Origin of the sequence: Roseiarcus fermentans (assembly GCF_003315135.1) — a bacterium.
Classification (GTDB): Bacteria; Pseudomonadota; Alphaproteobacteria; order Rhizobiales; family Beijerinckiaceae; genus Roseiarcus; species Roseiarcus fermentans.
The window spans coordinates 22,945-48,997 of the sequence record NZ_QNRK01000049.1; the positions used below are offsets into that span (position 1 = coordinate 22,945).

At 70.1% G+C, this 26,053-nt stretch carries 23 protein-coding genes; 5 read left to right on the top strand and 18 right to left on the bottom strand.

Annotation, left to right across the window (positions count from 1 at the left end; translation table 11 throughout):
- Positions 1 to 393 precede the first annotated feature (393 nt).
- From DFR50_RS28465 to DFR50_RS28490, 6 genes are read right to left on the bottom strand one after another with little or no spacing between them, the layout of a single operon-like run.
- Positions 394 to 1,584: an FAD-binding domain gene (locus DFR50_RS28465; RefSeq protein ID WP_113893209.1), complete on the bottom strand. Its 1,191-nt coding sequence runs from the start codon at positions 1,582 to 1,584 to the stop codon at positions 394 to 396.
- A gap of 13 nt (positions 1,585 to 1,597) precedes the next feature.
- On the bottom strand, positions 1,598 to 3,250 hold the full coding sequence (locus DFR50_RS28470; protein ID WP_113893211.1) for a GMC family oxidoreductase: 1,653 nt from the start codon (positions 3,248 to 3,250) through the stop codon (positions 1,598 to 1,600).
- On the bottom strand, positions 3,234 to 3,881 hold the full coding sequence (locus DFR50_RS28475; RefSeq protein ID WP_113893213.1) for a gluconate 2-dehydrogenase subunit 3 family protein: 648 nt from the start codon (positions 3,879 to 3,881) through the stop codon (positions 3,234 to 3,236). The genes DFR50_RS28470 and DFR50_RS28475 overlap by 17 nt, the downstream gene beginning before the upstream one ends.
- Positions 3,874 to 4,818, bottom strand: coding sequence for a hypothetical protein (locus tag DFR50_RS28480; protein WP_210209068.1), 945 nt, complete (start codon positions 4,816 to 4,818; stop codon positions 3,874 to 3,876). Before DFR50_RS28480 ends, DFR50_RS28475 begins: the two co-directional genes overlap by 8 nt.
- Positions 4,815 to 5,927 carry an enolase C-terminal domain-like protein gene (locus DFR50_RS28485; RefSeq protein WP_113893215.1) on the bottom strand — a complete coding sequence of 371 codons (1,113 nt, stop codon included), beginning with the start codon at positions 5,925 to 5,927 and terminating at the stop codon, positions 4,815 to 4,817. Before DFR50_RS28485 ends, DFR50_RS28480 begins: the two co-directional genes overlap by 4 nt.
- A gap of 13 nt (positions 5,928 to 5,940) precedes the next feature.
- A complete protein-coding gene (locus DFR50_RS28490; protein WP_113893217.1) occupies positions 5,941 to 7,728 on the bottom strand; it encodes a thiamine pyrophosphate-requiring protein in 1,788 nt (595 codons plus the stop codon).
- Between the two features lie 179 nt (positions 7,729 to 7,907).
- On the opposite strand from DFR50_RS28490, the gene DFR50_RS28495 reads away from it, so the two are divergent.
- Positions 7,908 to 8,495, top strand: coding sequence for a YdeI/OmpD-associated family protein (locus DFR50_RS28495; protein WP_113893219.1), 588 nt, complete (start codon positions 7,908 to 7,910; stop codon positions 8,493 to 8,495).
- A gap of 167 nt (positions 8,496 to 8,662) precedes the next feature.
- On the opposite strand, the gene DFR50_RS28500 is transcribed toward DFR50_RS28495, so the two are convergent.
- Genes DFR50_RS28500 through DFR50_RS28515 form a run of 4 tightly spaced genes read right to left on the bottom strand, consistent with a single transcriptional unit; the run spans position 8,663 to position 12,145 of the window.
- A complete protein-coding gene (locus DFR50_RS28500) occupies positions 8,663 to 9,343 on the bottom strand; it encodes a helix-turn-helix transcriptional regulator (protein WP_113893221.1) in 681 nt (226 codons plus the stop codon).
- 7 nt (positions 9,344 to 9,350) lie between these two features.
- Complete coding sequence (locus tag DFR50_RS28505) at positions 9,351 to 9,758, bottom strand: hypothetical protein (RefSeq protein WP_113893223.1); 408 nt, start codon at positions 9,756 to 9,758, stop codon at positions 9,351 to 9,353.
- The gene (rsmD, locus tag DFR50_RS28510; protein WP_113893225.1) at positions 9,755 to 10,327 is read right to left on the bottom strand and encodes a 16S rRNA (guanine(966)-N(2))-methyltransferase RsmD; all 573 of its coding nucleotides are present in this window, start codon (positions 10,325 to 10,327) and stop codon (positions 9,755 to 9,757) included. Before rsmD ends, DFR50_RS28505 begins: the two co-directional genes overlap by 4 nt.
- Positions 10,328 to 10,330: 3 nt before the next feature.
- Positions 10,331 to 12,145, bottom strand: a complete 1,815-nt coding sequence (locus DFR50_RS28515; protein ID WP_113893227.1) for a pseudouridine synthase — start codon at positions 12,143 to 12,145, stop codon at positions 10,331 to 10,333.
- Positions 12,146 to 12,259: 114 nt separating this feature from the next.
- Here DFR50_RS28515 and DFR50_RS28520 point away from each other — a divergent pair, with 114 nt between their 5' ends.
- Both DFR50_RS28520 and DFR50_RS28525 read left to right on the top strand, forming a co-directional pair.
- Positions 12,260 to 12,718 (top strand): nucleoside deaminase, encoded by a 459-nt coding sequence (locus tag DFR50_RS28520; protein ID WP_245428195.1) that lies wholly within the window; start codon positions 12,260 to 12,262, stop codon positions 12,716 to 12,718.
- A gap of 75 nt (positions 12,719 to 12,793) precedes the next feature.
- Positions 12,794 to 13,909 carry a 5-methyltetrahydropteroyltriglutamate--homocysteine S-methyltransferase gene (locus tag DFR50_RS28525; protein ID WP_113893229.1) on the top strand — a complete coding sequence of 372 codons (1,116 nt, stop codon included), beginning with the start codon at positions 12,794 to 12,796 and terminating at the stop codon, positions 13,907 to 13,909.
- Positions 13,910 to 14,363: 454 nt separating this feature from the next.
- On the opposite strand, the gene DFR50_RS28530 is transcribed toward DFR50_RS28525, so the two are convergent.
- The 8 genes from DFR50_RS28530 to DFR50_RS28565 all read right to left on the bottom strand — a co-directional run bounded on the left by DFR50_RS28530 (position 14,364) and on the right by DFR50_RS28565 (position 21,896).
- Positions 14,364 to 15,011 (bottom strand): TetR/AcrR family transcriptional regulator, encoded by a 648-nt coding sequence (locus tag DFR50_RS28530; protein ID WP_170153429.1) that lies wholly within the window; start codon positions 15,009 to 15,011, stop codon positions 14,364 to 14,366.
- Positions 14,974 to 15,387 carry a tautomerase family protein gene (locus DFR50_RS28535; RefSeq protein WP_113893233.1) on the bottom strand — a complete coding sequence of 138 codons (414 nt, stop codon included), beginning with the start codon at positions 15,385 to 15,387 and terminating at the stop codon, positions 14,974 to 14,976. Before DFR50_RS28535 ends, DFR50_RS28530 begins: the two co-directional genes overlap by 38 nt.
- Positions 15,388 to 15,885: 498 nt before the next feature.
- Positions 15,886 to 16,200 (bottom strand): L-rhamnose mutarotase, encoded by a 315-nt coding sequence (gene rhaM, locus DFR50_RS28540; RefSeq protein WP_113893235.1) that lies wholly within the window; start codon positions 16,198 to 16,200, stop codon positions 15,886 to 15,888.
- A gap of 225 nt (positions 16,201 to 16,425) precedes the next feature.
- On the bottom strand, positions 16,426 to 17,547 hold the full coding sequence (locus DFR50_RS28545) for an autoinducer 2 ABC transporter substrate-binding protein (RefSeq protein WP_113893237.1): 1,122 nt from the start codon (positions 17,545 to 17,547) through the stop codon (positions 16,426 to 16,428).
- 59 nt (positions 17,548 to 17,606) lie between these two features.
- Positions 17,607 to 18,578, bottom strand: a complete 972-nt coding sequence (locus tag DFR50_RS28550; protein WP_113893239.1) for an ABC transporter permease — start codon at positions 18,576 to 18,578, stop codon at positions 17,607 to 17,609.
- A complete protein-coding gene (locus tag DFR50_RS28555; protein ID WP_113893242.1) occupies positions 18,575 to 19,570 on the bottom strand; it encodes an ABC transporter permease in 996 nt (331 codons plus the stop codon). Before DFR50_RS28555 ends, DFR50_RS28550 begins: the two co-directional genes overlap by 4 nt.
- Positions 19,567 to 21,093 (bottom strand): sugar ABC transporter ATP-binding protein, encoded by a 1,527-nt coding sequence (locus DFR50_RS28560; RefSeq protein WP_113893244.1) that lies wholly within the window; start codon positions 21,091 to 21,093, stop codon positions 19,567 to 19,569. The genes DFR50_RS28555 and DFR50_RS28560 overlap by 4 nt, the downstream gene beginning before the upstream one ends.
- Positions 21,090 to 21,896, bottom strand: coding sequence for a DeoR/GlpR family DNA-binding transcription regulator (locus DFR50_RS28565; protein WP_113893246.1), 807 nt, complete (start codon positions 21,894 to 21,896; stop codon positions 21,090 to 21,092). Before DFR50_RS28565 ends, DFR50_RS28560 begins: the two co-directional genes overlap by 4 nt.
- Before the next feature lie 186 nt (positions 21,897 to 22,082).
- Here DFR50_RS28565 and DFR50_RS28570 point away from each other — a divergent pair, with 186 nt between their 5' ends.
- Both DFR50_RS28570 and rhaI read left to right on the top strand, forming a co-directional pair.
- Positions 22,083 to 24,188, top strand: coding sequence for a bifunctional rhamnulose-1-phosphate aldolase/short-chain dehydrogenase (locus DFR50_RS28570; RefSeq protein ID WP_113893248.1), 2,106 nt, complete (start codon positions 22,083 to 22,085; stop codon positions 24,186 to 24,188).
- A gap of 145 nt (positions 24,189 to 24,333) precedes the next feature.
- On the top strand, positions 24,334 to 25,626 hold the full coding sequence (rhaI, locus tag DFR50_RS28575) for an L-rhamnose catabolism isomerase (RefSeq protein ID WP_113893250.1): 1,293 nt from the start codon (positions 24,334 to 24,336) through the stop codon (positions 25,624 to 25,626).
- Positions 25,627 to 26,053 lie beyond the last annotated feature (427 nt).

A 26,053-nucleotide genomic window follows, 5' to 3' on the forward strand; every position in this document is an offset into this window, starting at 1 on the left:
TCCCACGCCCTTGCCTCGTCGTCGCTTTCCCTTCCGCTGAATGCGCGGTCGAAGATCATCAGCGGCTCGCCGTCAGGAGGCGGGGGCGGCGCGGCTCCGGACCCCGCCTTCGCGACGGTGACAACTGCCCCCGCCCTCACAGCTCCCCCCGCCGCGTACCGGATGGTCGATATTTTCCGGGCGCCCCGGCGGGATCGGCGTCTTGACGGCGCTCCATCGCGTGCGCGGCTCGTTCAGCGCGGAGGCCGCAAACGAGGCGCCGCTGGTGATCGGCGCGGCTCGCGGCGGGCGCGCTGGCGTTCTTCGCCGCCGGCGCCGTCTATGCCCCGCCGACGCGGGAATTGACGTCCCCCCGGACTGGAGACCCGGCGACGTTCCGGCCCGATCCTCACATCAAGGATAGTCAGGCAGGACGATCCGGTCAGCGACGTCACGGGCGATAACCAGACGGGAAAGACCCGGGATCGCAGTCGCCCGGACAACCGCGTTGCGAAACAGGATTCCGAAGCGCGTTCGCGGCGCAAAGGCGCGGGCGAAGCCTCTCGCCGAGCGCTGCTTGCGATCGACGAACGAGTGCAACCTCATTTGGTAGGCTCGGAAGCTCTCGGTATGATCCCCGCCTTGTCGGGCAAGCTCGCCCGCAAGGACGTAGGACGCCGTCATGGCGAGCGCCGCGCCCTGGCCCGCGAGAAGCGATGGGCAGAAGGCCGCATCGCCGACCAATGCAATCCGACCCTTCGACCAGCGGTTCATCCGAATCTGGCTCACGCGATCGAAATAGACGCTTTCGGCCGATTCGAGCGCGGCCCGAACATGAGCGGCTTCCCGCCATCGCATCGCCGAGAGGCGGGTCGCGAGCAGCGACTTCTGCTCTTCCGCCTCCTGCCCGTCACCGATCTCTCCGGGCTCGGGCGCGGCCACGAACAGGAAGAGGGTCGTGTCGTCCTTCTGCGCGAAGCGAGCGAGCATGAGGCCCGGCTCGTTGTGAATGACATAGACGTCTTCGTCGCGCGGGCGATACCCCCTGGCCTCGAACGCGGCGACTACATACCCGAGGAAGCCCTCGAAATTCTTCTCGGCGCCGAAGGCGAGGGCCCTGACTCTCGAGTGAAGACCATCGGCGCCGACAACGATGTCGAAACGCCGTGTTTTTCCATGGCGAAAGCGCACCTCGACGCCCCCGGAATTCTCGTTGAGTTCGACAACCTCTTCTCCGAAGACGACCTCGCACCGGTCGGCGACCTTGGCGAGAAGCAAGGCGGCGAGGTCGCTCCGCTTCACAGTCACATAGCGACCCCCGGTCAACTCGCTGAAAACCGCCGCGCCGAAGCCGGCTTTCCGCTCGCCGCTGTCGCCCACAATCCGCAGCTCCTCCGCGTGGTAGCCGGCCCTCTGGATCTCCTCCGCGAGCCCCATGCGCTCCGCAATGTCGTAGCCGAGTCCCCAGAAGTCGATGACGTAGCCGCCGCCCCGCGGCTTTGGCGCGCGCTCGATCAGCGTCGGCGTCCATCCAACGCGAAGCAGCCAATAGGCAAGCGTCGGACCCGCGATGCCGGCTCCTGATATCAGCGCGGCGCCGGCCATTCCGCGAGGCCCCTCACAACTCGCCGCGACGCGCCAGCGTCTTGATCCGGTCGGCGGTGCGGCAGGCGATCGCCTGAATCGTCAGCGACGGGTTGACGCCGCCGACCGTCGGAAACACCGAGCCGTCGCACACCCACAGATTGCGCATGTCCCACGCCCGGCAGTCGGCGTCGACCACGCTCGTCCTCGGATCGTCGCCCATGCGCGCGGTGCCGTTGAGATGGCAGGTGTCGTCGGTCTCGTCCCAGATGTCGCGCGCGCCCGCCGCTTCCAGCGCGACGCGCATGAAGGCCAGCGAATGGGCGATCAGCCGCCGGTCGTTGTCGCAGTAGGAATAGGTGACGCGCGGGATCTTCAGGCCGTACCGGTCGGTCTCGTCGGCGAGCGTGACGCGGTTCCGCTCTTGCGCCATGCATTCGCCGACGATCTTGAGGCCGACCTGGTGGTTATAGTCCTGCATGGCGTCGAGCAGCCCCTGCCCCCACAGGCCGCGCTGTCCCGCCAGCACGCTCGACCACGCCACCGGCAGCGGACCCTGGCTCATGTAGGCGTAGCCGCCGAAAAAATCCTTGCCGTCGTCCTTGTAGTTCCAGTGCTCGGTCAGCGCGAGCGACGGCGGCCCCTTGTAGGCGCGGATCTCCCGCTCCATCAGCCCCCAGACCGCCTGGTTCGCCTGCACCATCAGATTCTTGCCGACGAGCCCGGAGGAATTGGCGAGGCCGTCGGGAAATTTCGCGCTGGCCGAGTTGAGCAGAAGACGCGGCGTCTCGATGGCGTAGCCGGCGACGACGACGTTCCTGGCCCGCTGGAAGCGCCAGCGGCCCTCGCGATGGTAGCGCACGCCCGTCGCCAGGCCGCGCCCGTCGTGCTCGATCCGTCCGACCATGGCGAGGTCGCGGATCTCGGCCCCCGCTTTCAGCGCCCGCGGCAGCCAGGTCAGGAGCACGCTCTGCTTGGCGTTGGTCGAGCAGCCGATCACGCACATGCCGCGATAGACGCACGGCGGCGAGAGGCCGCGCGGCGCCGAGAGCGTCGCGAGCGGCGTCGCCGACCACGGGATGCCGAGCGCCTCGGCGCCTTCGGCGAGGACGAGGGCCGCGGCGTTGAGTTCGTGCGGGCGATAAGGATAGCGCGGCCGCTTCGGCCCCCACGGGTACGTCACCGGGCCGGAGATGGTCAGCGTCTCCTCGACCTCGCGGTAGTAGGTCCACATCTCGCGCCAGTCGAGCGGCCAGTCGGCCCCGTAGCCGAGAGTTGTGCGCGCCTTGAACCACTCCGGGCGGAAGCGCAGCGACACCATGGCGAAATGCACGGTCGAGCCGCCGACCGACTTGCCGCAATTGTTGGAGCCGGGCCTGAGCGGATTGTCGCCGTCGACGATCCGCTCGTCCGTCCAGTAGAGTTTCGACTGTTCGCGCTCGTCGGACACGAAGTCCTCGAGCGGCCGCCAGTACGGGCCGGCGTCGAAAGCGACCACCGAGAAGCCGTATTCGGCGAGCTTGCAGGCCAGCGCGCCCCCGCCCGCGCCCGTGCCGACGATGGCGAAGTCGACCTCGTCGTCGTCCGACCAGCAGCGCATCGGCGTCCACGCGCCGGGCCGGAAGACGTCGGGCGCGCGTCCGTTGGTCGCGCGCGGCGTCGTGAGGGGATTATCGGACGGAAGCATTGTCACGCCGGGCGTCGGCTTCACGGCCGGGAAGCGCTTCCGCCGCCTCCCATGGGTCGCGGCGGTCGAAATTCATGCGCACGTAGCCGCGCGGGCTGGCCGGGCCGCCGAAGCCGATCTCGCTCCAGGCCGACGGGTGGGCGTAGTAGGCGCCGAGGACGTCGTGCAGCAGGCGCGCGCGGAAGAATTCCGCAGGCGGCATGTCGCCCCAGGCGTCGCTGCGCGCCTCTCCCCGCTGCGCCGCCTTCAGGACCTCGTCCTGGGCGTCGGGCGCGAGCGCGTGGAAGCGGGCCCCGAGGCGGGCCTGCGCCTCCGCGTCGATCGCCCGCACCCCGCGCCGCCACGCCTCGCGCTGAGGCGGCATGCTGGCGTGGCGGTAGCCGTCGCGATCGTCGGCCGCGAGCTTGGCGTCGATCATCGCGGCGACCGGCGCGGGACGGGCGCGGTCCCGAGGTTGCGGGACGATCCGGCCGCAGATCGCCTGCACGGTCGGCCATTCGTCGTCGGAAAAGAAGCGGCGGGCGGCGAGCGGGATCGCCATCCGGGCGTCGATCGCCCGCCTCGTCTGGTCGTTCCAGGACGGCGTGTCGCGCTTGGCGAGCACGTCATAGCCGGGATAGCGCTCACGCATCGTTCGCCTCCATGAGCGAAAGCGCCGCCAGCCCGATCAGCGCCAGGCCGAGGAAGCTCGGCGGCGCCGGCACGGGCGGGCCGTTCAACAGGTTCTGGCTCAGGTTGCGGAAGCCGCCCATGTTGCGGGAGACGCCGAACAGGTGAAACCCGACCCCGGCGACGCCGACGGCGGCGGTCGCGACGAGACCGACGCGCGCCGCTCTCCTCAGCGCCGGCGCTGGCTTCAGCGCCGCGGCCGCGAGGAGCCCGGCGGCGACCGGCGGGATCGTCACCGGCAGGGCCATCGCGGGATTGTGATAGGCGCCGCGGAAGTGCAGCAGCCCCGCTTCGGCGGCCGTGCCGATCAGCCCGCCGGCCGCGGTCGCGGCGAGCAGGCGGCCGGCCGGCCAGCCGAACAACGTGCGCGAATCGCCCGCGAGCCGCACCGCGCAGCGGCCGAAGAACCCCGACAGCGCCAGCGCGAAGGGCGCGCCGACCGGGGCGGCGTAGAACAGGTTGAGCCACGACAGGCCGCCCGGCCGCTTGCCGATGTTGAAGGCGTGGAAGCCGAGGCCGGCGACCCCGGTCGCGGCGGCAGCCGCCTGCACCGCGTCGAGCAACGGCAGCGGCGCCCGCGCGCCGAACGTCGCCGGCGCGTTGGTCGCGAGCGACAGCGTCGCGCTGACCAGCGGCGCGACCATCGCCTTGTTGTGGAACGAGCCGCGATAATGTTCGAGCGCGCTGTCGGCCAGCACGGAGAGCGCCAGAACGCCGGCGCCGAGGTGGACCGTCCGCCCGGCGCGCTCCTCGGCGGCGTCGCGGACGGTTTCTTCCGCGACCCGGCGCTCCCGCAGCCCCGGTCGATGACCGCCGTCGCCTCCGGCGACTGCAGGCCATTCGCCGAACGTCGAAACCCCGACGGCTTCCGGCGTCCGCGGTCGCACGAGCGTCGTCATGGCCGTCCTCCGATGCGGAAACGTTCGGCGTCCGCCGCCTTGAATTCGAGCCCATGGCCGGGGCGTGAAAGGTCCGGCGCGATGGCGCCGCCGCAGGGCCTCGGCGCCCCGTCGAACAGCATCTGTTCGATCCGCACGTGGTCGTGGAACCATTCGAGGCGCCTCAGGCGCGGCGCCGCGCAGGCGACGTGGCGGTGGAGCGAGGGGGCGCAATGGCCGGAGAGGTCGGTGTGGTGCGCCTCGGCCAGCGCGCCGACCTCCAGAAAGGCCGAGACGCCGCCGCAGCGGGTGACGTCGGCCTGCAGGACGTCGACGGCGTGCGCCTCGAGCAGGATGCGGGCGTCGTCGAGGTCGTAGACGTATTCGCCCGCCGCCACCTCCATGCCGGGGGGCGTGCGTTGGCGCACGAGCCTCAGTCCCGGCGGGTCGTCCGAGGTCACCGGCTCCTCGAACCAGCGGATGTCGGCCTCGGCGCTGGCGGCGGCGAAGCGCAAGGCCTGCTTGGCCGAAAAGGCGCCGTTGGCGTCGACGAACAGCTGCCGGTCGCCGATCGCGCGCCTGGCCGCCAGCGCCCGCGCCGGGTCCCGCTCGGGATCGCTGCCGATCTTCATCTTGACGAAGCGGCAGCCGTCGCGCTCGACCCAGCCCGACAGCTGGTCGGCGAGCCTCGCGTCGGAATAGCTGGTGAAGCCGCCGCTGCCGTAGATCGGAACGGCGTTGCGGCAGCGGCCGAGCAGGGTCGCGAGCGCGACCCCGAACCGGCGCGCCTTGAGGTCCCAGAGCGCGCAGTCGAGCGCCGAGACGGCGCAGGCGGCGAGTCCCGAGCGGCCGAGGTTCCTCACCGCGCGCAGGAGCGCGAGCCGGCGGGCGGGAATGTCGAACGCGTCCTGCCCGTCGAGGACTTTCGCCGCCAGCGTCGCGATCAGCGGCGCGACGCTCGCGCCGGCGTAGGTGTAGCCGAGGCCGGTGTCGCCGCCGGCCGCGACGTGGACGACGACCAGCGTCGTCGCGTCCCACGCGAACGTGCCGTCGGCCTCCGGCGCGTCGGTCGGGATGCGGTAGGCCGCCGGCCTGACCTCGGAGATGGGCGCTTCGCCGGATCGGGGCATCGTCGCGGGTCCGCTATTGCGTCCCCGGGAGCACCTTGCTCAGCAATTGCCGCGCGGCGCCCCGGACCAGGCCGACCTCGTCCGGGTCGCCCTTCAGGAGCGTCGAGGTGAGCTTCCTGGCTTCCTCGAGGGTGATGTGCGGCGGCAGCGGCGGCACCTCGGGATCGGTCTTGACCTCGAGCACCACCGGGCGGTCCGCCGCCAGCGCCTGGTCCCAGGCCGGGCCCATGGCGTCGGGATTGTCGACGTAGATCCCCTCGAGGCCGATCAGCTCGGCGAAGCGATGATAGGGCACGTTCGGGATGCGCTGCGAGGCCTCGAATTTCGGGTCGCCCTCCATCACCCGCTGCTCCCAGGTCACCTGGTTCAGGTCCTCGTTGTTGAAGACGCAGACGATCCAGCGCTTGTCGGTCCAGCTGCGCCAGTATTTGGCGACGGTGATCAGCTCGGCCATGTTGTTCATCTGCATGGCGCCGTCGCCGACCAGCGCGATCACCGGCCGGTCGGGATGGGCGTATTTGGCGGCGATCGCATAGGGCACCGCCGCGCCCATCGAGGCGAGCCCGCCCGACAGCGACGCCATCATGCCGGGGCGCATCTTCAGATCGCGCGCGTACCAGTTGGCGCACGAGCCCGAGTCGCTGGTGACGATCGCGCCGTCCGGCAGGCGGGGCGACAGCTCCCAGGTCACCCGCTGCGGGTTGACCGGGTTGGCCGGCTGCATGGCGCGCGCCTCCAGCGTCTTCCACCAGTCCCCGACCTCGGCCTCGATCGCCTCGCGCCACGCGCCGTTGGTCTTGCGGTTCAGCAGCGGCAGCAGCGCCCTCAGCGTCTCCCTGGCGTCGCCGACCAGGTTGACCTCCATCGGATAGCGCAGCGACAGCATCTCGGGGGCGATGTCGATCTGCACCCCGCGCGCCTGTCCCTCCTCCGGCAGGAACTCGGAATAGGGGAAGCCCGAGCCGACCATCAGCAGCGTGTCGCATTCGGTCATCAGGCGATAGCTGGGCTTGGTGCCGAGCATGCCGATCGACCCGGTGACGTAAGGTAAATCGTCGGGCAGCGCCGCCTTGCCGAGCAGCGCCTTGGCGACGCCGGCGCGCAGCGTCTCCGCCACCGCGATCACTTCGTCGCCCGCGCCGAGCGCGCCGGCCCCGACCAGGATCGCGACCTTCTCGCCGGCGTTGAGGACGTCGGCGGCGCGACGCAGGTCGGCTTCGTAAGGCACGGTGCGGGGAGGCGCGTAGCCGACCCCGGAATGCACCGTGCCGTGCTTGCGCGGAGGGTCTTCGTAGGGCGCGTCCTGGAGGTCGTTAGGCAGCACCAGCGCCGTCACGCGGCGCTCGCCGAGCGCGATGCGCACCGCCCGGTCGACCAGATGCCGGACCTGCGCCGCCTCGGACGCCTGCTGCACGAAGGCGCCCGCGACGTCCTTGTAGAGGCTGACGAGATCGACTTCCTGCTGGTAGTGGCCGCCGAGCGCGTTGCGCGCCTGCTGGCCCGCGATCGCCAGCACCGGCATGTGGTCGAGCCGGGCGTCGTACATCCCGGTGACCAGATGCGACGCGCCGGGGCCCGAGGTCGCGAGGCAGACGCCGAGACGGCCCGAGAATTTGGCGTAGGCGCTGGCCATGAAGGCGGCCATCTCCTCATGGCGCGCCTGGATGAATTCGATTTTGCCGTCGGCGCGGTTGAGCGCCTCGATCACGCCGTTGATGCCGTCGCCGGGATAGCCGAAAATGGTGCGCACGCCCCAGGCGTGCAGGCGCTCGACGATGAAATCTCCGACGGTCAGGCTCATGGCGGCCTCCCCAAATGACGGGCTCGCCGCTCCTCGCGGCTCGCCGGGTCAATGGCGCTCCGCGACGGTTTGTTCCGCCTCGAACGGCCGGCGCCCGCCTCGTCGCGCCGCGTTTGCCAGCGCAGGGACGAGTCGGGCAGGATCGAACGCCGCGCCGCCTTCCGCCGAGAATTCGCGCCATGACTGACAGAAACCCCAGGGTCGACGCCTTCCTCGCCGCGCCCGGCGCGTGGCGCGCGGAATTCGCGGCGCTGCGGACAATCGCCCTCGACTCCGGGCTGACCGAGGACCTCAAGTGGGGCTGGCCCTGCTACACGCTGGACAAGCGCAACGTCGTCCTCATGCACGGGTTCAAGGACTATTGCGCGCTTCTGTTTCCCAAGGGCGCCCTGCTCGCCGACCCCGACCATGTCCTCATCCAGCAGACGGCGAACGTGCAGGCGGCGCGCCAGATCCGCTTCACCGGCGTCGACGAGATCGTCGCCATGGAAGCGGTCTTGCAAGCCTGTATTCGCGAAGCGATCGCGCTGGAGACGTCGGGCGCGAAGGTCGTGCTCAAGACGGCGGAAGCGTTTACCGTTGCTGACGAGTTCAAGATGGCGCTCGAAGCGAGTGATGAACTGAGAAAGGCGTTCGACACGCTCACTCCCGGGCGAAGACGGGCCTACCTGCTCCGTTTTTCGTCCGCCAAACAATCGAAAACGCGCTCGGCGCGGGTCGAAAGCGCCATCCCCCGGATTCTCGCCGGCAAGGGTCTGGACGATTGAAGCGCTCGGGGTCGGGCGTCCTTCGCGGCCAGCGGCGGCCCCTGTAGGGCGCGCTCGCCGAGCGCGCCGGCCGGGTCAGCGACCCGGCCCTACAGAGCCCGGCGGCCTGTGCTCGCTGAGCGCGCCGGCCGGGTCAGCGACCCGGCCCTGCAACCGCGGCGCGCTGCTCACAGCCCCTCGTCCCGACGCCAGTCCTTGAGCAACGCTCGCCGGGACTTCGGCGGGCGGGCGGGCAGGACCGCCACCCCGGCCATTCGGTCGAGGCGGAAGTGCCGGAAGGCCTCGCGCGTCTCGCACCAGGCGGCGAGCATCATCACGGATTCGAAGAAACCGACGGCGACCGGCCAGACGACCCGGTCGGTCGCCCGCCCCGCCTTGTCGGCGTAGCCGAAGCCGAGCTTGCGCTCCGTCGTCAGCGCCTGGCGCACCAGCGGCAGCGCGGCGCGCTCCGCGTCGCCCGCTCGGGTCGCGCCGGCGAGCAGGGTCGGCCAGTCGAGCGCGTCCGCCCGGTCGGGCGGCAGGACGGCGGCGATCTTCGCCAGCGCGTCCTGCGCCGCCCGTGCAAGGGCCTCGTCGCCGCGCCCCTCGACCCAGCGCGCGCCGAGCGCCAGCGCCTCGATCTCCGCCAGCGTGACCATCAGCGGCGGCAATTCGAAGCCGGCTCTCAGCACGTAACCGAGGCCCGCCTCGCCCTCGATCGCCGCTCCCTGCGCCTGCAGCGTGGCGATGTCGCGATAGAGGGTCCGGAGCGATACGCCGAGTTCGTCGGCGAGCGCCGCGCCCGGCGTCGGCGCCCGGCGCCGGCGCAGCGCCTGCATGAGGTCGAGCAGCCGGCCGGCGCGCGCCATCGGCGCCCTATCGCAGGGCGCCGGCGGCCGCGCAGGTCCAGACCGGGAAGGAGCACTGCCGCCCGGACGGCAGGGCGCGGCCGTCGGGCAGGCGATAGGCCACCTGGCTGACGCGGCCGTTGGTCATCACCAGCCGCACCTCACAGGGCGCGTCGCGCGCGATGAGGGAAAAATTGGTCCCAACGCTCCAGGGCGGGCTGTCGGTCGTGGTCACGCCGAGCGGCCAGCTCCAGATCTCGGTCCCCTCCGCCGGCCGCGTCACTTGCGAAGGCCGGCCCCCCATGCAGGCGAGAACCTCCCGCCCCGACAGGCCGATCATGGACTGCTGGGCGGTCGGGTCGGTCTGCGGCGCCTCCGTGCAGGCCGGAAGCGCCAGCGCCGCCAGCAGGGCCGCGGTCACGCGCGTTGAGGTCACGCTTCGCCCCCCGATTCTTCCCGCCGCAGAATGACGATCCGCGTGTCGCCATAAACCCGTTCGTCGATCGGCGCGAGCCCCGGCGGCGCGATGATCTCCGCCTTCGCCGCTTCCTCGACCACGCACAGCGCGTCCGCTTCGAGCCAGCCGCCGGCCACGAGGGCGGCGAGCGCCGGGCCCGCGAGGCCCTGCCCGTAGGGCGGGTCGAGGAAGGCGAGCGCGAACGGCCCGCCGGCCGGCGCGTCGCCGAGTTTCGTCGCGTCCGCCCGCCAGATCCGGGTGACGCCGCCGAGCCCCATCGCCTCGACGTTGGCGCGCAGCAGCGCGCGCGCTTCCGCCTCCTTGTCGACCATGAGCGCGAATTTGGCGCCCCGCGACAGCGCCTCGATCGCCAGCGCCCCCGATCCCGAAAACAGGTCGACCACCCGGCGCCCCTCGATCCGCCCGGGGTAGCGGTGCTCGAGAATGTCGAACATCGACTCGCGCAGGCGGTCGGAGGTGGGGCGTATGGCGCGCGAACCGGGCGCGGCGAGCGCGCGGCCCCCGAGGCGCCCGCCGACGACGCGCATCGGTCAGCGCTTGCCCGGCGGCCGGCCGGGCCCGGCGCCCGGCCCGCTGCGGCCTCCCGGCGCGCCCCGCGGCTTGTCGCCCTCGGGCCGGCCGCGCGGGGCGTCGCTGCGGAACGATCGCGCCGGTTTGCCCGTCCCGCCCTCGCCGCGCGGCGGGCGCTCGCGCGACCCCTCCGGACGAAACGATCGCGCCGGCTTCCCCGCTTCGCCCTCGCCGCGCGGCGGGCGGGCGCGCTCGCCCTCGAACTTGCCGCCGCGCGCCGCCGGCGGGCGCTCGCGCGGCCCCTCCCGGAACGATCGCGCGGGTTTGCCCGCCTCGCCTTCGCCGCGCGGCGGGCGGCCGCGGCCCTCGCCCTCGAACTTTCCGCCGCGGGGGGGCGACCGCTCGCCGTCTTTCCACGGGCGGCGCGCCGCGCCGGGGGCCGAAGCGCCGCCCTCGGGCCTGCCGCCGGACCCGGCCGGCCGGCCGCGCGGGGCGTCGGGGCGGAACGATCGTGCGGGTCTGCCCGCCTCGCCTGCATCGCGCGGCGGGCGGGCGCGCCCCTCGCCGCGGGCAGGAGGCGACCGCTCGCCGTCCGGTCCGGCGCGACGCGGCCGCGCCGCGCCCGGGGCGGCGGCCTCGCGCCGCCCGTCGCGCGGCCGCCGCTCACCGTCGCTCGCGCCGCGCTCGCGGCGCGGGCCGGCCTTGCGGGCGCGGGTTTCGGAGGCCGGCGCTTCGACGTCGGCGCCAGCCTTCGAGATCCGCTCGACGGCGACGGTGCGGCCCTTGCGGTCCTGGGTGGCGCTGCGCGCGATGCGCTTGCGCGGGGCGGCCTCGTCCGTGGCGTCGCGCGCGATTTCGGCGCGCAGGGCCGAGACGTGCTTGCGCTTGCGTTCGGGCGTCGAGGGCGCTGGCGGCGCGCGGCGCGGCGGCGCCTCCTCGCGCTCGCGGTCGCGGGCGAACGCCGGCTTGCGGCTGCGGCCCGCGTCGTCCGGCCGCTTGCGCCGTTCCTCGCGCGGCGATTCAGGCGCGGGCGCGGGCGCCGGCGCGTGGTCGGCCACCGGCGCGTCGAAATCGACGCCGGCCTCGCGGGCGAGCTTGGCGCCGAGCTGATCGCGCAAGACGCGGGTGCGCACCTCGGCCACCTCGCCCTCGGCCAGGTCGCCGAGCTCGAACGGCCCGAACGACACCCGGATCAGCCGGTTCACCGACAGCCCGAGGTGTTCGAGCACGCGCTTGATCTCGCGGTTCTTGCCCTCGCGCAGACCCATGGTGATCCAGGCGTTGGAGCCCTGCTCGCGGTCGAGCTTCGCCTCGATCCCGGCGTAGTCGATCCCGTCGACGGTGACGCCGTCGCGCAACGCGTCGAGCTGCGCCTGGTCGACGGCGCCGTGGGCGCGCACGCGGTAGCGGCGCAGCCAGCCGGTCGCGGGCAGCTCCAGCACCCGGGCGAGGCCGCCGTCGTTGGTGAGCAGCAGCAGGCCCTCGGTGTTGATGTCGAGGCGGCCGATCGCGACCACGCGCGGCAGGTCGGGCGGCAGAGCGTCGAAGATCGTCCGCCGCCCCTCCGGGTCGCGCGAGGTGGTGACGAGGCCGCGCGGCTTGTGGAACAGGAACAGCCGGGTGCGCTCGGCCGCGCCGAGCCGCTCGCCGTCGACCCGCACCTCGTCCTGGTCGCTGACGTTGTAGGCCGGGCTGTCGAGGACCTTGCCGTTGACGCTGACCCGCCCTTCGGCGATCCACGTTTCCGCCTCGCGGCGCGAGCACAGGCCCGCCCGCGCCATCACCTTGGCGATGCGGCTGCCCTCGCGAACCTCGGATTTGTCCTCGTCGCTCATTCCCGTGTCATTTCTGTCCGCGACGCTCCTCGGATTGCCCGGAGCGAGCGCCTGTCCTAAGCCGGAAAGCGCGCGGCCGCCAAACGAAAATGCGGGCGCGAGCGGCCGGGAACGATGACAGCGAGCCCCGACACCAACGATCCGATGAGTGTCGCCTTCGCCGAGGCGCGCGCGGCGGCGGCGCGCGGGGAGGCGCCGATCGGGGCGGCGGTCGTACGCGATGGCGCCGTCATCGCCCGGGCGGGAAACCGCGCCCGCGAGCGCGCCGACCCGACCGCGCATGCGGAAATCGTCGCGATCCGCGAGGCCGCGGCCCGGCTCCAGTCCGAGCGCCTGGTCGGCTGCGACCTCTATGTGACGCTGGAGCCCTGTGCGATGTGCGCCGGCGCGATCGCCCACGCCCGCATCCGCCGGCTCTATTACGCCGCCCCCGACGCCAAGGGCGGCGCCGTCGACCACGGGCCGCGCCTGTTCGGCCAGCCGACCTGCCATCACGCGCCCGAAGTCTACGGCGGCATCCGGGAAAGCGAGGCGGCGGCGATTCTGCGGGCGTTTTTCGCGGCGAAGCGGTAGCCTCGGGCGCCGGGTTGTCAAAGGCCCGCCCGGCGTGACAAGATGACCTGTCATCAAAAGCCTGGGAGGAAAGCCATGCCCCGTCCGCCGTTCCGCGCCGACCACGTCGGCAGCTTCCTGCGCCCCGAGCGCCTGCGCCATGCCCGCGAGACCTTCGCCGCGGGCGAACTCCCCGCCGAGGACCTTCACGCGGTCGAGAACGAATGCATCCGCGAGGTCGCCCGCGCTCAGGAGAACGTCGGCCTGAAAGGGATCACCGACGGCGAGTTCCGCCGCACCTATTTTCACGTCGATTTCCTCGAACGGCTCGAGGGCGTCGAGACGCGCTACGGCGAATATGTCGCGAGCTTCCGCAAGGACGACGGGGCGCAGGTCGGGTTCAAGCCGCCGACCATGCATGTCGGCAGCCCGGTCAAATGGGTCGCGCCGATCCAGGGCGCGGACTTCGATTTTCTGAAGTCGGCCGTGACCCGCACTCCGAAAGTCTGCATCCCGGCGCCGTCGATGCTGCATTTCCGCGGCGGGCGGGAGGCGATCAGCGAGACCGTCTACCCCAACCTCGAGCAATTCTACGAGGACCTGACCGCCGCCTACCGCGCCGAAATCGCCGATCTCGCCAGGCGGGGCTTACGCTACCTGCAGTTCGACGACACCAACCTCGCCTATCTCTGCGATCCGGAGATCCGCGCCCGCACCAAGGCGCGCGGCGACGATCCCGACGCGCTGACCCGCCTCTACTGCCGCCTGATCAACGATTCCATCCGCGACCGGCCGGCCGACATGACGGTCTGCGTCCACCTGTGCCGCGGCAACTTCAAGAGCGCCTGGGTGGCGCAGGGCGGCTACGAGCCGGTGGCGGACATCCTCCTGAACGAGATGAAGATCGACGGCTTCTTCCTCGAATACGACGACGAGCGCTCGGGCGACTTCGCCCCCCTCCGCTTCGCGCCCAAGAGCGCCACCATCGTGCTCGGCCTCATGAGCTCGAAGAAGGCCGCGGCCGAGCCGAAGGACGAGGTCAAGCGGCGGATCGAGGAGGCGACGAAATACGTGGCCCTCGACCAGTGCGCGCTCTCGCATCAGTGCGGCTTCTCCTCGACCGCGCACGGCAACGACCTGTCCGAGGCGGACCAGTGGATCAAGCTCGCGCGGCTGGTGGAGATCGCCGAGGAGGTCTGGGGGGAGGTGTGACGGGGCGCCGTCCGGGCAGACGGGTCCGGAGAGCCCGTCCGGCCGTCGCGTGCCTGCTCCCGGCAGGGCCGCCATTGCATGCGTGCGTCGCGGCTCCGGCCCGCCGGGAGTGACGCCGCCCTCCGCGTTGGGGATTGCGCCGGCAAGGAGATGGGGACATGCGTAAGGCGGCGCCCGCGCCGGCCTGAGCCGCGGGCGTTTCCCCGTCGGCGGAAAGCCGGCGAGATCGCGCCGTTCCGTCGGCCGGGTCGGGAACAACGGATCGCCGCTCCTCTCGACGCCGGCGCCCGCGGCGCAGGGATCGCCGCGCGGACGCGGTTCAGCGAGAAGCCGATGCGCCCTGCCCCGGATTCCACGCCGACCCCTGTATGGCGGACGCGCCGTCGCCCGGCCGGAAATGGAGTTGCCGGCCATTCCGGGGCGACGAAATCGAGCCTGCCTGAGCCTGCGAAGGTCAGAGTTCCTTCGGATAAGCCCCGCGAGCCGCCAAGCCGTCCAAAATGACCTCCAGCAGCAAGTCCGCGCGCTGGGGTTCAGCGGAATTGGAGCTGCCCGCCAGTCCATTGATGAGTTGCGTCAGCGCCTCCGCGTCGATGTCCGATCGCACGGCGCCGGCTTCTTGCGCCCTGACCAGAACCGTCGCCAGCGCCGACGCCGCCTTGGTTCGAGCGCTCGCGAGCAACTTTGGATCAGACTCGAACAGCGGGGCGAGGTCGCCAAGCATGGATCGCTTCGCGTGAAGTCCGTCGATATATGTCTGCAACCAAATTCGCAGAGCCGAACACGGGTCGCGGTCCAGACCCAGCCGATTGGCCATCTCCACCAATTCATCCAGAATATCGCGGAAGATCGCTTCGGCCAGTCCCGCGCGATTGCCGAAAGAGCGATAGAGCGACCCAACGCCAACCCCGGCGAGCCGGGCGATATCTTCCATTCGGGTCGAACCGCTCTGCTCGGAAAAAAGCTTCTTTGCTGCGGTGAAAATGCGCGCCCGGTTTCGGCGCGCGTCGATGCGGCGGATCTTCGACCAGTTATCGGTGGCGGGCTCGGCCGGGTTCGTCTTCTCAGGTAGGCGCATCGACCATACGCGAATCAAATCCACTGTCTCGGTTGACGGTCCGCCCATAAGCCCACCAATTCTCGCGAGCGGTCTCAACGATGTTCATCATCACATCTTGTATTCGGATGCCGACCGCTTCGACCACGTTCTTCGCGACGGCTTCGAACAATTGCGCTTTCAGCTCCGCTGAGCGGTGATTGAACGACATCGAAATCAAGATCATCTTTTCGCTGCGCGCTTCGCCAAAGAAATTGGGATCGTAAATCATATTCTCCGGATCGAGCTCGAACGTGACCTGATTGTAGTCGTCATCAGGCAGTTTGAGGACTCCGATGAACGCCGTCTTGATGGCGCCGGCGAGCGAGCGGCGGAATTCCGGGCTGGCGCCCTTTCTGAGATAGACGCTGATCAAGGGCATGGGAGGTCTCCTAACCGGAAGATGGTTCCGCTTAATACGGAACGGAATTCCGGTTGTCAATTCGGGCAGCCCGAGGCCACCTCGGCCACACAGTCGGCCAGAGCGCCGCCGAACGGCTCGGGACCGCCTTCCCGACCTTCCGAATCCCTGCGGAATCGGAGCGCTTCCTGCGACGGCCCCACGATTCTGAAGAGCTCGAATCCCGGCCCGGGACGACCTCGGTCCAAGGGGCGATGGACTCCGTTGACACCGTCCGCCGCGGCGGCCGCGCCCCGCGGCGACAGTCTTGCTGCGCCCCGCGCCCGGCCAGAGGATGCGCAGCGCAGGGACAGCGACGCTGACGGCTCGGAGCGCCGGGCCGCGCTGGTCGACGGCCCGGATGCTCCGTCGCAAGATCCTGCAAATGTTCGACGGGACGGCGGTCTGCTGAGGGGCGAGCAACCGGGCGCGGCGATTTCGCCGGGTGCGGAAAATCGCCCTTCGAGCCGCGCGGACTGGTCAGTCCAGGTGAAACATCTCCACCAGCGGCGCCGTCCTGGGGCTGCCGTCGGCGTTGGCCGCCATCAGGTCCTGCATGTGCGCCCACCAGCGCCGCATCACCGGATCGAGCGGCAAGTCGTCCATGCCGTGGCGGTCGGGGCGCTCGAGGTAGGCGAACAGCGTGTTCGTCTCGGGGTCGAGAAAGATCGAGTAGTTGGAGACGCCCTTCTCGGCGAGCAGGGTCTTCAGCTCCGGCCAGATCGCGTCGTGACGGCGGCGGTATTCGTGCGCCGCGCCGGGGTCGAGAAACATCTTGAAGGCGTAGCGCTGCATGGCGGGCTCCCGAAGCCTTTGGGGCGGTCTCGCCTCCCCTTCTCCGCCAAGCGGGGAAGGTGTCGCCGAAGGCGACGGATGGGGTGTGGAGAGCGGCGCGCCGACGCGGCAAGTTCGCGAGAACGTTCGTGCGAGTCTTGCAGCGTCTCTGTAGCGGCGCACACCCCATCCGGCGCTTCGCGCTGCCTTCCCCAGCAAGCTGGGGAAGGGAGCCCGAGCGCGCGATCAGAAGTCGAACTTGTCGATGTTCGCCTTGTCGAAGATGTAAGGCGCCCCGAGCAAAATCTCGCTGCCGTTGATGACGTTGAGCTTGCCGAGCTTGCCGGCGTCGACCGAGGTGTCGCCGGGCTTCAGCTTGCCGTCGACCGCGGCGCGCATGACGTAGGTCGCGGCGTAGCCGAGGTCGATCGGGTTCCACAGCACCACCGACTTGACGCAGTCGGAGTGGACGTAGGGCTTCATGGCGTTGGGCGTGGCGAGGCCGACGACCGCGACCTTGCCGCACTGGCCGGCCTTGGTGACCGCTTCGGCGGAGGCGGGCGTCGCGACCGAGGTCATGCCGAAGATGCCCTTGAGCTTGTCGCCGTGCTTGTTGATCAGGGTCGTGGCCTGGTTGAACGACAGGTTGTTGTCCTCCTGCGCCTCGACCGTCTCGAGCCAATTGAGCTTGGGATGGCACTTGGCGGCGTAGGCCTGCATCTCGGCGATCCAGCGCGCCTGGTTCGGCGTGGTGAAGGTCGAGGTGACGATGGCGAACGACCCGTCCTCGCCGGTCTCCTTGGCCATGGCGTCGACCATCGACTTGGCGATGCCGTTGAACGGCGACTGGTTGACGAACCATTCGCGCGCGTCGGGCGTGGAGTTGGCGTCGTAGCCGACGACGTGGATGCCCTTCGACAGCGCCTTCTTCAAGACCGGCGCGATCGCGACCGGATCGTTGGCGGCGAACAGGATGCCGTCGACGCCGCTGGTGATGTAATTGTCGATGAACTTGATCTGCTCGTCGATCTTGGCTTCCGTCGGCCCGTCGGTCTTCGCCTTGACGTTGCCGATGTCCTTGGCGGCGTCCTGGATGCCCTTCGCGGTGGCGTTGAAGTAGCCGATGCCGATCAGCTTGGGCACGTCGACGACCACGATCTCCTTGCCCGCCTTGTCGGCGGCGTTGGTCGGCTGTCCGCCGTCGTATTTCATCGGCGCGGCCGGCGCGGCCGGGCCCATTCCGCATTCGAGCGGGCTGGTCGCGAGGTCGTCGCCGCCGTCCCATTTTCCGGCGGCGTTCGCTGCGGTGGCGAGGCCCGCGAGCGCCAGGGCCGCAGCCGCAGCGGTCGTGAGATATCGTGCTTTCATATCGTTGTTTCCTTCCCTGCTTCAGCCGCAAGACTGCGGCTAACCTCTCGATTTTCGCCTCATTCCCTCCGGCGCTGGAGCGAGCTCGCGATCAGCGTCGACATGATCAGCGCCACGCCGATGACGACGATGGTCGCGTCGCCCTTGACCCCGGTCAGGGCGAGCCCGTTCTTCAGCAGCTGGATCATCACCAGGCCGATCACCGTGCCCCAGATCGTGCCGGCGCCGCCGAAGATGCTGGTCCCGCCGAGCACCACCGCGGCGATCACGTCGAGCTCGTAGCCCATCCCCATGTCCATGCGGGTGGTCGTCACCCGCGAGACCAGAACCACGGCGGCGAGGCCCGAGGCGAGGCCGGAGAGCGTGTAGATCACGACCTTGGTGCGGTCGACGTCGAGCGCGGAAAAGCGCGCGGCCGTCTCGTTCGAGCCGATGGCGTAGAGCGTGCGGCCGAACGTCGTCCGGTCGAGCGCGACGCCGGCGATCACGATCAGGACGACGAGCAGGAGGAGTTGCGTCGGCACGCCGAGCCATTCGCCCTGACCGAGGCCGTAGAACCACTCCGGATAGCCGCGCACGGAGCGGGCCTGGCTCACGCCTTCGGCCAGTCCGCGATAGAGCGCCAGCGTCGCGATGGTCATGATCAGCGGCGGCACCTTGACCCGGGTGATGACGAAGCCGTTGACGAAGCCGGCGAGTCCGCCGACCGCGAGCGCGAAGGCGATCGCGAGCGGCAGGGGAAAGCCGAAGGTCTTCCAGGAGTAGCCGAGCATGACCGCGCTCAGGCCGACGATCGCGCCGACCGACAGGTCGATGCCGCCGGTGATGATGACGAAGGTCATCGGCAGGGCGATCAGGCCGATCTCGGTCATCAGCCGGCCCTGGTTCAGCAGGTTGTCGACGGTGAGAAAGCGGTTGTTGAACGCGCCGAGGCCCGCCAGCGCCGCCACGAGGATGATCGCGAGCAGCGTTTCATGGCGCGCGAGCCACTTCGGAACCCTGCGGCCGGGGCTCGCCGCGAAGACGCTCATATCCGCCGCCCCCGCGAAGCGCGGCGCCGGCGCCGGACGATGTCGGCGATGACGGTGGCGAGGATCAGGCCGCCGCGCAGCGAGTCCGTCCAGTAGGGCGAGATGTTGACGAAGACGAGGGCGCTGGTGATCTCGGCGATGAGGATGGCCGCGAGCGTCGCGCCCACGACGGTGCCGACGCCGCCGAGAATGCTGACGCCGCCGACGACGGCGGCGGTGATGACGGTGAGCTCCAGACCGGGCGGAGTGGTCGATTGGATGACGCGAAGCTGGGTGGCGTAGACCAGCGTGGCGATGCCGGCGAAGAAGCCGTGCAGCGCGAACACCATAACGACGGTGCGCTGCGGATTGACGCCGCACAGGCGCGCCGCCTCGGCATTGCCGCCGGTCGCGTAGATCGCGCGCCCGCTCGCCGAATAGCGCATCCAGAGCGCCGCGAGCGCGGTCGCGACGACCATGATCGCCACCGGCATCGGCACGCCGAGGAGGTTGAGGTCGGCGAGATGGAAGCCCTGCGGCAGGTCGGTGATCCATTTGCCGCCGGTGACGCTGATCAGGCCCCCTTTCAGGATCGACATCATGCCGAGCGTGACGACGATCGCCGGGATCCGGAGATAGGCGACCACCGCCCCCTGCGCCGCCATCACCAGGACGCCGAGGACGACCGGCACGATCCAGGCGACGAGGGTCGGCGCGCCGGCGACCGCGAGCGACCCGCTGACGGTCGCGAGCACGCCGATCAGCGCGCCCACGGAAATGTCGATGTTGCCCGAGATGATCACCATCGACATGCCGATCGCGGCGATCGCGATATAGGCGTTGCCGAGCAGGATGTCGGCGAGGTTGCGATAGGCGAGGAAGCGCGGGTTGACGAAGCCGACCGCGATCGCGAGCCCGATCACGGCGAGCGCGAGCAGCGCCTCCTGCGAGGCGAAACGCCTGAAGATCCCGGCGCGGGGCAAGGCGAGGCGCGGGACCGGGATGGCGCTCACGCCGCGCGCTCCATCGGGTCGTCTCCTCCCATCATGGCGGCGCCGACGGCTTGCGAGGTCGCGTGCGCGCGATCGAACTCGGCGACCAGTCGGCCCTCGCGCATCACCAGCACCCGGTCGCTCATGCCGAGCACCTCGGGCAACTCGCTCGAGATCATCAGGATGGCGACGCCCTCGCCGGCGAGCTCGCACATCAGGCGATGGATCTCGGCCTTGGCGCCGACGTCGATGCCCCGCGTCGGCTCGTCGAGAATGAGGAGCTTGGGATTGTTGGCGAGCCACTTGCCGAGCACGATCTTCTGCTGGTTGCCGCCGCTGAGACGGCCGGCGAGCTCGTCGACCGAGCTGGTCTTGACGCCGAAACGCAGCACGCCCGCTTCCGCCATCCGCCGCTCGGCCGCCCGGTCGATGAACCCGAGGCGCGACAGGCCGCCGAGCGCGGCGAGCGAGAAATTGTGCAGCACACTCATCGCCCTGACGAGCCCCTGGGCGCCGCGATCCTCGGGCACGTAGGCGATCCCGCCGGCGCGGGCGCGCTCGGGGGAATCGATCCGGACGGCCTGGCCGTCGAGCCGGATCTCGCCGCGCTCGGCCGGGGTGATCCCGAACAGGACCTGCGCCAGCTCGCTGCGGCCGGAGCCGACGAGCCCGGCGAGCCCGACGATCTCGCCCGCCCGCACCTCGAGGCTCACGTCCCGCGTGGTCGGATTGCGGACGAGCCCCCGCGCCTGAAGGACCGGCGCGCCGATCGGCGCGGCGATCTTGGGAAACAGGTTGTCGATGCGGCGCCCGACCATCATCTGGACCAGCTCCGCGGCGTTGGTGTCCGCCATGTCGCGCGCCCCGACCCAGGCGCCGTCGCGCAGCACGGTGACGCGATCGGCGATCTGGAACAGTTCGTCGAGCCGGTGACTGATGTAGACGATGCCCACGCCGCGTTCTTTCAGCCGACGCACGATGGCGAACAGCCGCGTCACGTCCGCTTCCGTCAGCGCCGCGGTCGGCTCGTCCATGATCAGGATGCGCGCGTCGTGCGACAGCGCGCGCAGGATTTCCACCCGCTGGCGGTGGCCGACCGACAGGCTGCCAACGACCTGGTCGGCGGCGAGGTCGTCGATGTCGAGCGAGGCGAGCAGCGCTTCGGCCTTGGCGGTCATCGCGCGCCAGTCGATCCGTCCGCCCGACGCGCGCGGGGCATGGCCGAGAAAAATGTTCTCGGCGACGGTGAGCTCGGGAAAGAGCAGGAGTTCCTGATAGATCGTGGCGACGCCGGCGCGCCTGGCGTCCTCCGGCGCAGCGAAGCGCATGGCGCGCCCGTCGATCAGGATTTCGCCGGCGTCGGGCTGATAGACGCCGGAGACGATCTTGATCAGCGTCGACTTGCCGGCGCCGTTCTCGCCGAGCAGGGCGTGGACTTCGCCCGGCCGGACGTCGAACGAGACTCCGCTGAGCGCCCGGACGCCGGGAAAGCTCTTCTCGAGGCCCTTGACCTCGAGAAGGGGGACGGTCGCCGCCGCGCTCATGCCGCCTCCGTCGAGTGGGCTTCGGCCTCGACCACGATCGTGGCGACGCCCGCGGCCTCGAGCATGGCGAGCGCCTCGGGCGGCGCGTCCGAGTCGGTGATCAACATGTGGATGCGCGCCAGCGGGCAGACGACGAGGCTGCCGCGCGGGCCGAATTTCGAGGCGTCCGCGAGCACGATCAGCCGGTCGGCGCGCCTGAGTAGCTTGGTCTCGGCGCGCGCGATCAGCGGATCGCCCTCGATCACGCCGAGCGGCCCGATCGCCATCGCGCTCATGAACATGAGCCGCGCCGAATAATGCTGGATGGCGTCGTCGTCGAACGGCGCCACGATCAGCTTCTGGTCGCGATAGACCTCCCCGCCCGGCAGCGCCACGCGGTTCTGCGTCTCGTGGATCAGGAACTCGGCCAGCGGATAGGAGTTGGTCAGGATCTTCAGCCGCGTGTCGAGCAGGAACTCCGACATCTGGTAGGTCGTGGTGCCGCCGTTGATGATGACGACGTCGCCTTCGACGCACAGTTCGACCGCCTTACGGGCGATGGCCCGCTTGGCCGCGACGTGGATGGTGCGACTGGAATCGAACGAGCGGGTGGCGAGCCGAGAAGCGACCCGGGAGAACGCCCCGTCGATCGCCTGGACGCCGCCGTGCAGCCGCTCGGCGACGCCCGCTTCCGCCAGCCGCGTCGCGTCGCGCCGCGCCGACGCCGCGGACACCCCGGTCGCCGCCATGATGTCGGCGATCGACAGGAACCCGCGCTCGGCGAGAAGAGTGCGGACGATTTCGGCGCGCTGACGCTCGCGCATGGCCCCTTGCCGTTTCCTCGATCATTCCGTGCTTATGCGTTCAGGCTGCCACCGGCTCTGCGCGCTGTCAATCGCGTCTGACCGATATTGCTCATTGCGGCGCGATCTCGGCCGGTCTTGTTGACGGATCGTGATTGTTTGCCTAGGCTTCGGGCAAAATCGCTCGACAATCGCGAGGAACGTCCCATGAGCGGCCCAGCGTCTGGCCTCACCGCGCCCCTGCCCGACTTGTGGGACGACGCGCACGCCGCCCGGCTCGACGAGCCTAGGCTGCTGCTCTACCGGTCGAACCTGCTCGGCTCCGATTTGCGCATCACCAATTTCGGCGGCGGCAACACCTCGGCCAAGATCGACGGCGTCGATCCGCTGACCGGCGAGACGGTGAAGGTGCTGTGGGTCAAGGGCTCGGGCGGCGACATCGGCTCGATGAAGCTCGACGGCTTCTCGACGCTCTATCTCGACAAGCTCTTGTCGTTGAAGAGGGTTTACCGCGGCCTCGCGCACGAGGACGAGATGGTGGCGCTGTTCAATCACTGCACCTTCGATCTCAATCCGCGGGCGACCTCGATCGACACCCCGCTGCACGGTTTCGTGCCGCACGCCCATGTCGACCACGTCCACGCCGACGCGGTGATCGCGATCGCGGCATGCGCCAACGCCGAGGCGCTGACGCGCGAAATCTATGGCGAGGAGATGGGTTTCCTGCCCTGGCTGCGGCCGGGCTTCGACCTCGGTCTGAGACTGGGCGAGCTCGCCGCCGCCAATCCCGGGCTCAAGGGCGCCGTGCTCGGCGGCCACGGCCTGTTCACCTGGGGCCCGACCTCGAAGGCCTGCTACGAGACCACGCTCGCCATGATCAACAAGGCCTCGGCCTGGCTCGCCGCCAACGCCAAGGGGGCCGCTTTCGGCGGCGCGGCGGTCGAGGCCCTGTCGCCCGACGACCGTCGCACGGTGGCGGCCCGGCTGATGCCCGAGATCCGCAAGCGCATCTCGGCCGGCGAGCGCAAGATCGGCCATTTTTCCGACGCGCCGGACATTCTGGAGTTCGTCAATTCGCGCGATCTGAAGCCGCTCGCCGCGCTCGGCACGTCGTGCCCCGACCATTTCCTGCGCACGAAAATCCGGCCGCTGGTGCTGGCTTTCGATCCGGCGGCGAACAATTCCGACGCGGTGGTGGGCTCGCTCGACGAGAGTCTGGACGCCTATCGCAGGGACTACGCCGCCTATTACCAGCGCTGCAGGCGGCCGAACTCGCCGGCGATGCGCGACCCGAACGCGGTGATCTATCTCGTCCCCGGGGTCGGCATGCTGTCGTTCGCCAGGGACAAGGCGACGGCGCGGGTCGCCTCGGAGTTCTACCTCAACGCGATCAACGTCATGCGCGGGGCGTCGAGCGTCAGCCGCTACGTCGGGCTCGACGAACAGGAGGCGTTCGACATCGAGTACTGGCTGCTCGAAGAGGCGAAGCTCCAGCGCATGCCCAAGCCCAAGGCGCTCGCGGGGCGGGTGGCGCTGATCACCGGCGGGGCGGGCGGCATCGGCCGCGCCATCGCCGCGCGGTTGATGGCCGAGGGCGCCTGCGTGGCGCTCGCCGACATCGACCGGGCGAGCCTCGACGAAGCGGTCGGCGGCTTTCGCAAGAGCTTCGGCCGCGACGCCGCGATCGGGCTTCCGATCGACGTGACCGACGAGACCGCGGTCGCGGCCGCGGTGCGCGAAACCGTGCTCGCCTATGGCGGGCTCGACATCCTGGTCGCCAACGCCGGCATCGCCTCCGCCGCGCCGTTCGAAGATACCTCGCTCGAGCTGTGGAACCGCAACTTCGCCATCCTCGCCACCGGCTATTTCCTCGCCGCCCGCGAGGGCTATCGGGTCATGAAGGACCAGGGCCTCGGCGGCAGCATCGTGTTCATCGCCTCGAAGAACGGCATCGCCGCCTCGGCCGGCGCCGCCGCCTATTGCACGGCGAAAGCCGCCGAAGTGCACCTCGCCCGCTGCATCGCCCTCGACGGCGCGCCGTTCGGCATCCGCGCCAACTCGGTCAACCCGGACGCCGTGCTGCGCGGCTCGAAGATCTGGCAAGGCGAGTGGCGCGCCCAGCGCGCGGCCTCCAACAAGGTGTCGGCGGACGACCTCGAAGAGGTCTACCGCCAGCGTTCGCTGCTCAAGCTTTCCGTCTATCCCGAGGACGTCGCCGAGGCGGTCTATTTCTTCGCCTCCGACCTGTCGGCCAAGAGCACCGGCAACTTCATCAACGTCGACGCCGGCAATGCGGTGAGTTTCGCGCGGTGACGTGCGTCGTCGCGAGCGCAGCGCAGCGATCCACGCCACCGCGCCCTGCGGCGTGGGTGGCTTCGCCTGCGGCTGGCAATGACGGCGGGGCCTCGGACGCCCGACGCCCCGGCCCGGCGAACCGGGAAAGGCCCGAGGAAAAACCATGACCTATCGCATCCCCGACTCCCTGATCGCCGAACAGAACGCCGCGGGCGCGGCGGCGCTGGCGGACGATTATTCCGCGCTCGGACGGCAGCTCGAACGCCGGGGCCTCGACATCGAGGCGATCACGACGAAGGTCGTGGACTTCGCCGTGGCTGTGCCGACCTGGGGGGTCGGCACGGGCGGCACGCGCTTCGCCCGCTTCCCCGGCCCCGGCGAACCGCGCGGCGTGTTCGACAAGCTCGAGGATTGCGCGACCATCCATCAGCTGACCCGCGCGACCCCCACCTGCTCGCCGCATTTCCCCTGGGACAAGGTCCGCGATACCGGCGAACTCGCCGAACGCGCAAAAGCGCTCGGGATCGGTTTCGACGCCGTCAACTCCAACACGTTTCAGGACCAGCCGGGACAGCCGCTGTCCTACAAGTTCGGCTCGCTCACCCACGCCTCGAAGGCGGTGCGCGACCAGGCGGTGGCGCACAACATCGAATGCATCGCCATCGGCGAGAAGCTCGGCTCCAAGGCGCTGACCGTCTGGATCGGCGACGGCTCGAATTTCCCCGGCCAGTCGAACCTGAACCGGGTGTTCGACTGGTATATGGAGTCGCTGGCGCAGATCTACGCCAGCCTGCCGCGCGACTGGCGGGTGTTCCTCGAGCACAAGCTCAACGAGCCAGCGTTCTATTCGACCGTGATCGCGGACTGGGGAACGAGCCTCATGGCGGCCGAGGCGCTCGGACCGCAGGCCTTCTGCCTCGTCGACCTCGGCCACCACGCCCCCAACGTCAACATCGAGCAGATCGTGTCGCGCCTGATCCGGGTGGGCAGGCTCGCCGGCTTCCACTTCAATGATTCGAAATACGGCGACGACGATCTCGACGCCGGCTCGATCGACCCGTTCCGCCTGTTCCGGGTGTTCAACGAGCTGGTCGACGCGGCGGAGCGCGGGGCGCCCGGCTTCGACCCGGCGTATATGCTCGACCAGTCCCACAACGTCACCGATCCGATCGAAAGCCTGATGGACTCGGCGATCGAGGTGCAGCGCGCCTATGCGCAGGCGCTCGCCGTCGACCGCGCCGCGCTCGCCGACGCGCAGGAGGCGAGCGACGTCATGCTCGGGCGTCGCCTGCTCAAGGCCGGCTTCGTGACCGACGTCTCGCCGATCCTCGCCGAAGCCCGGCGGCGGGGCGGCGGCGCGATCGATCCGCTCGCGACCTACCGCGCGTCGGGCTACCGGACGCGGAAGGCCGAGGAGCGGCCGGCGGCCGCGGGATCGTCGTCCGGGATCGTCTGACTCCCGGGCCTCCCAATTCCGGGCGCGGATTCCACTTTGTCAAGGGGTTGCGGCCGTTTTTCCGGGCGACTGTAACTGCCAACCCCGTCATTGCGAGGAGCGAAGCGACGAAGCAACCCATGCCGCCGCTTCCCTCCTGCGGAAAAAATCGCTCCGTCTTCTGCTCGCAACGAAGGGCGGCGGGACGATCAGAGGGCGCAACAGCAGCCCAGCGGCCCTGGATCGCTTCGCTTCGCTCGCGATGACGGCGCTGTTCGCTGCCGGCTTGGGAGTTACGGGCGACTGCAACTGCCAGGGTGGCTGTCCGCGAGGAGCCGGACAGGGCGCGCCCTGGATAGGGGTAGGGAAGGCTTTCGCCTCCCCTCCCTCCGAACCGTGCGAGCGGTTCTCCCGCACACGGCTCTCCGGTTGCGGATTTCCTCATCGG

Coding starts and splice junctions, on each gene's coding strand:
- DFR50_RS28465 (WP_113893209.1), bottom strand. CDS start 1,584: ATGGCCGGCGCCGCGCTGATATCAGGAGCCGGCATCGCGGGTCCGACG.
- DFR50_RS28470 (WP_113893211.1), bottom strand. CDS start 3,250: ATGCTTCCGTCCGATAATCCCCTCACGACGCCGCGCGCGACCAACGGA.
- DFR50_RS28475 (WP_113893213.1), bottom strand. CDS start 3,881: ATGCGTGAGCGCTATCCCGGCTATGACGTGCTCGCCAAGCGCGACACG.
- DFR50_RS28480 (WP_210209068.1), bottom strand. CDS start 4,818: ATGACGACGCTCGTGCGACCGCGGACGCCGGAAGCCGTCGGGGTTTCG.
- DFR50_RS28485 (WP_113893215.1), bottom strand. CDS start 5,927: ATGCCCCGATCCGGCGAAGCGCCCATCTCCGAGGTCAGGCCGGCGGCC.
- DFR50_RS28490 (WP_113893217.1), bottom strand. CDS start 7,728: ATGAGCCTGACCGTCGGAGATTTCATCGTCGAGCGCCTGCACGCCTGG.
- DFR50_RS28495 (WP_113893219.1), top strand. CDS start 7,908: ATGACTGACAGAAACCCCAGGGTCGACGCCTTCCTCGCCGCGCCCGGC.
- DFR50_RS28500 (WP_113893221.1), bottom strand. CDS start 9,343: ATGGCGCGCGCCGGCCGGCTGCTCGACCTCATGCAGGCGCTGCGCCGG.
- rsmD (WP_113893225.1), bottom strand. CDS start 10,327: ATGCGCGTCGTCGGCGGGCGCCTCGGGGGCCGCGCGCTCGCCGCGCCC.
- DFR50_RS28515 (WP_113893227.1), bottom strand. CDS start 12,145: ATGAGCGACGAGGACAAATCCGAGGTTCGCGAGGGCAGCCGCATCGCC.
- DFR50_RS28520 (WP_245428195.1), top strand. CDS start 12,260: ATGACAGCGAGCCCCGACACCAACGATCCGATGAGTGTCGCCTTCGCC.
- DFR50_RS28525 (WP_113893229.1), top strand. CDS start 12,794: ATGCCCCGTCCGCCGTTCCGCGCCGACCACGTCGGCAGCTTCCTGCGC.
- DFR50_RS28535 (WP_113893233.1), bottom strand. CDS start 15,387: ATGCCCTTGATCAGCGTCTATCTCAGAAAGGGCGCCAGCCCGGAATTC.
- rhaM (WP_113893235.1), bottom strand. CDS start 16,200: ATGCAGCGCTACGCCTTCAAGATGTTTCTCGACCCCGGCGCGGCGCAC.
- DFR50_RS28545 (WP_113893237.1), bottom strand. CDS start 17,547: ATGAAAGCACGATATCTCACGACCGCTGCGGCTGCGGCCCTGGCGCTC.
- DFR50_RS28550 (WP_113893239.1), bottom strand. CDS start 18,578: ATGAGCGTCTTCGCGGCGAGCCCCGGCCGCAGGGTTCCGAAGTGGCTC.
- DFR50_RS28560 (WP_113893244.1), bottom strand. CDS start 21,093: ATGAGCGCGGCGGCGACCGTCCCCCTTCTCGAGGTCAAGGGCCTCGAG.
- DFR50_RS28565 (WP_113893246.1), bottom strand. CDS start 21,896: ATGCGCGAGCGTCAGCGCGCCGAAATCGTCCGCACTCTTCTCGCCGAG.
- DFR50_RS28570 (WP_113893248.1), top strand. CDS start 22,083: ATGAGCGGCCCAGCGTCTGGCCTCACCGCGCCCCTGCCCGACTTGTGG.
- rhaI (WP_113893250.1), top strand. CDS start 24,334: ATGACCTATCGCATCCCCGACTCCCTGATCGCCGAACAGAACGCCGCG.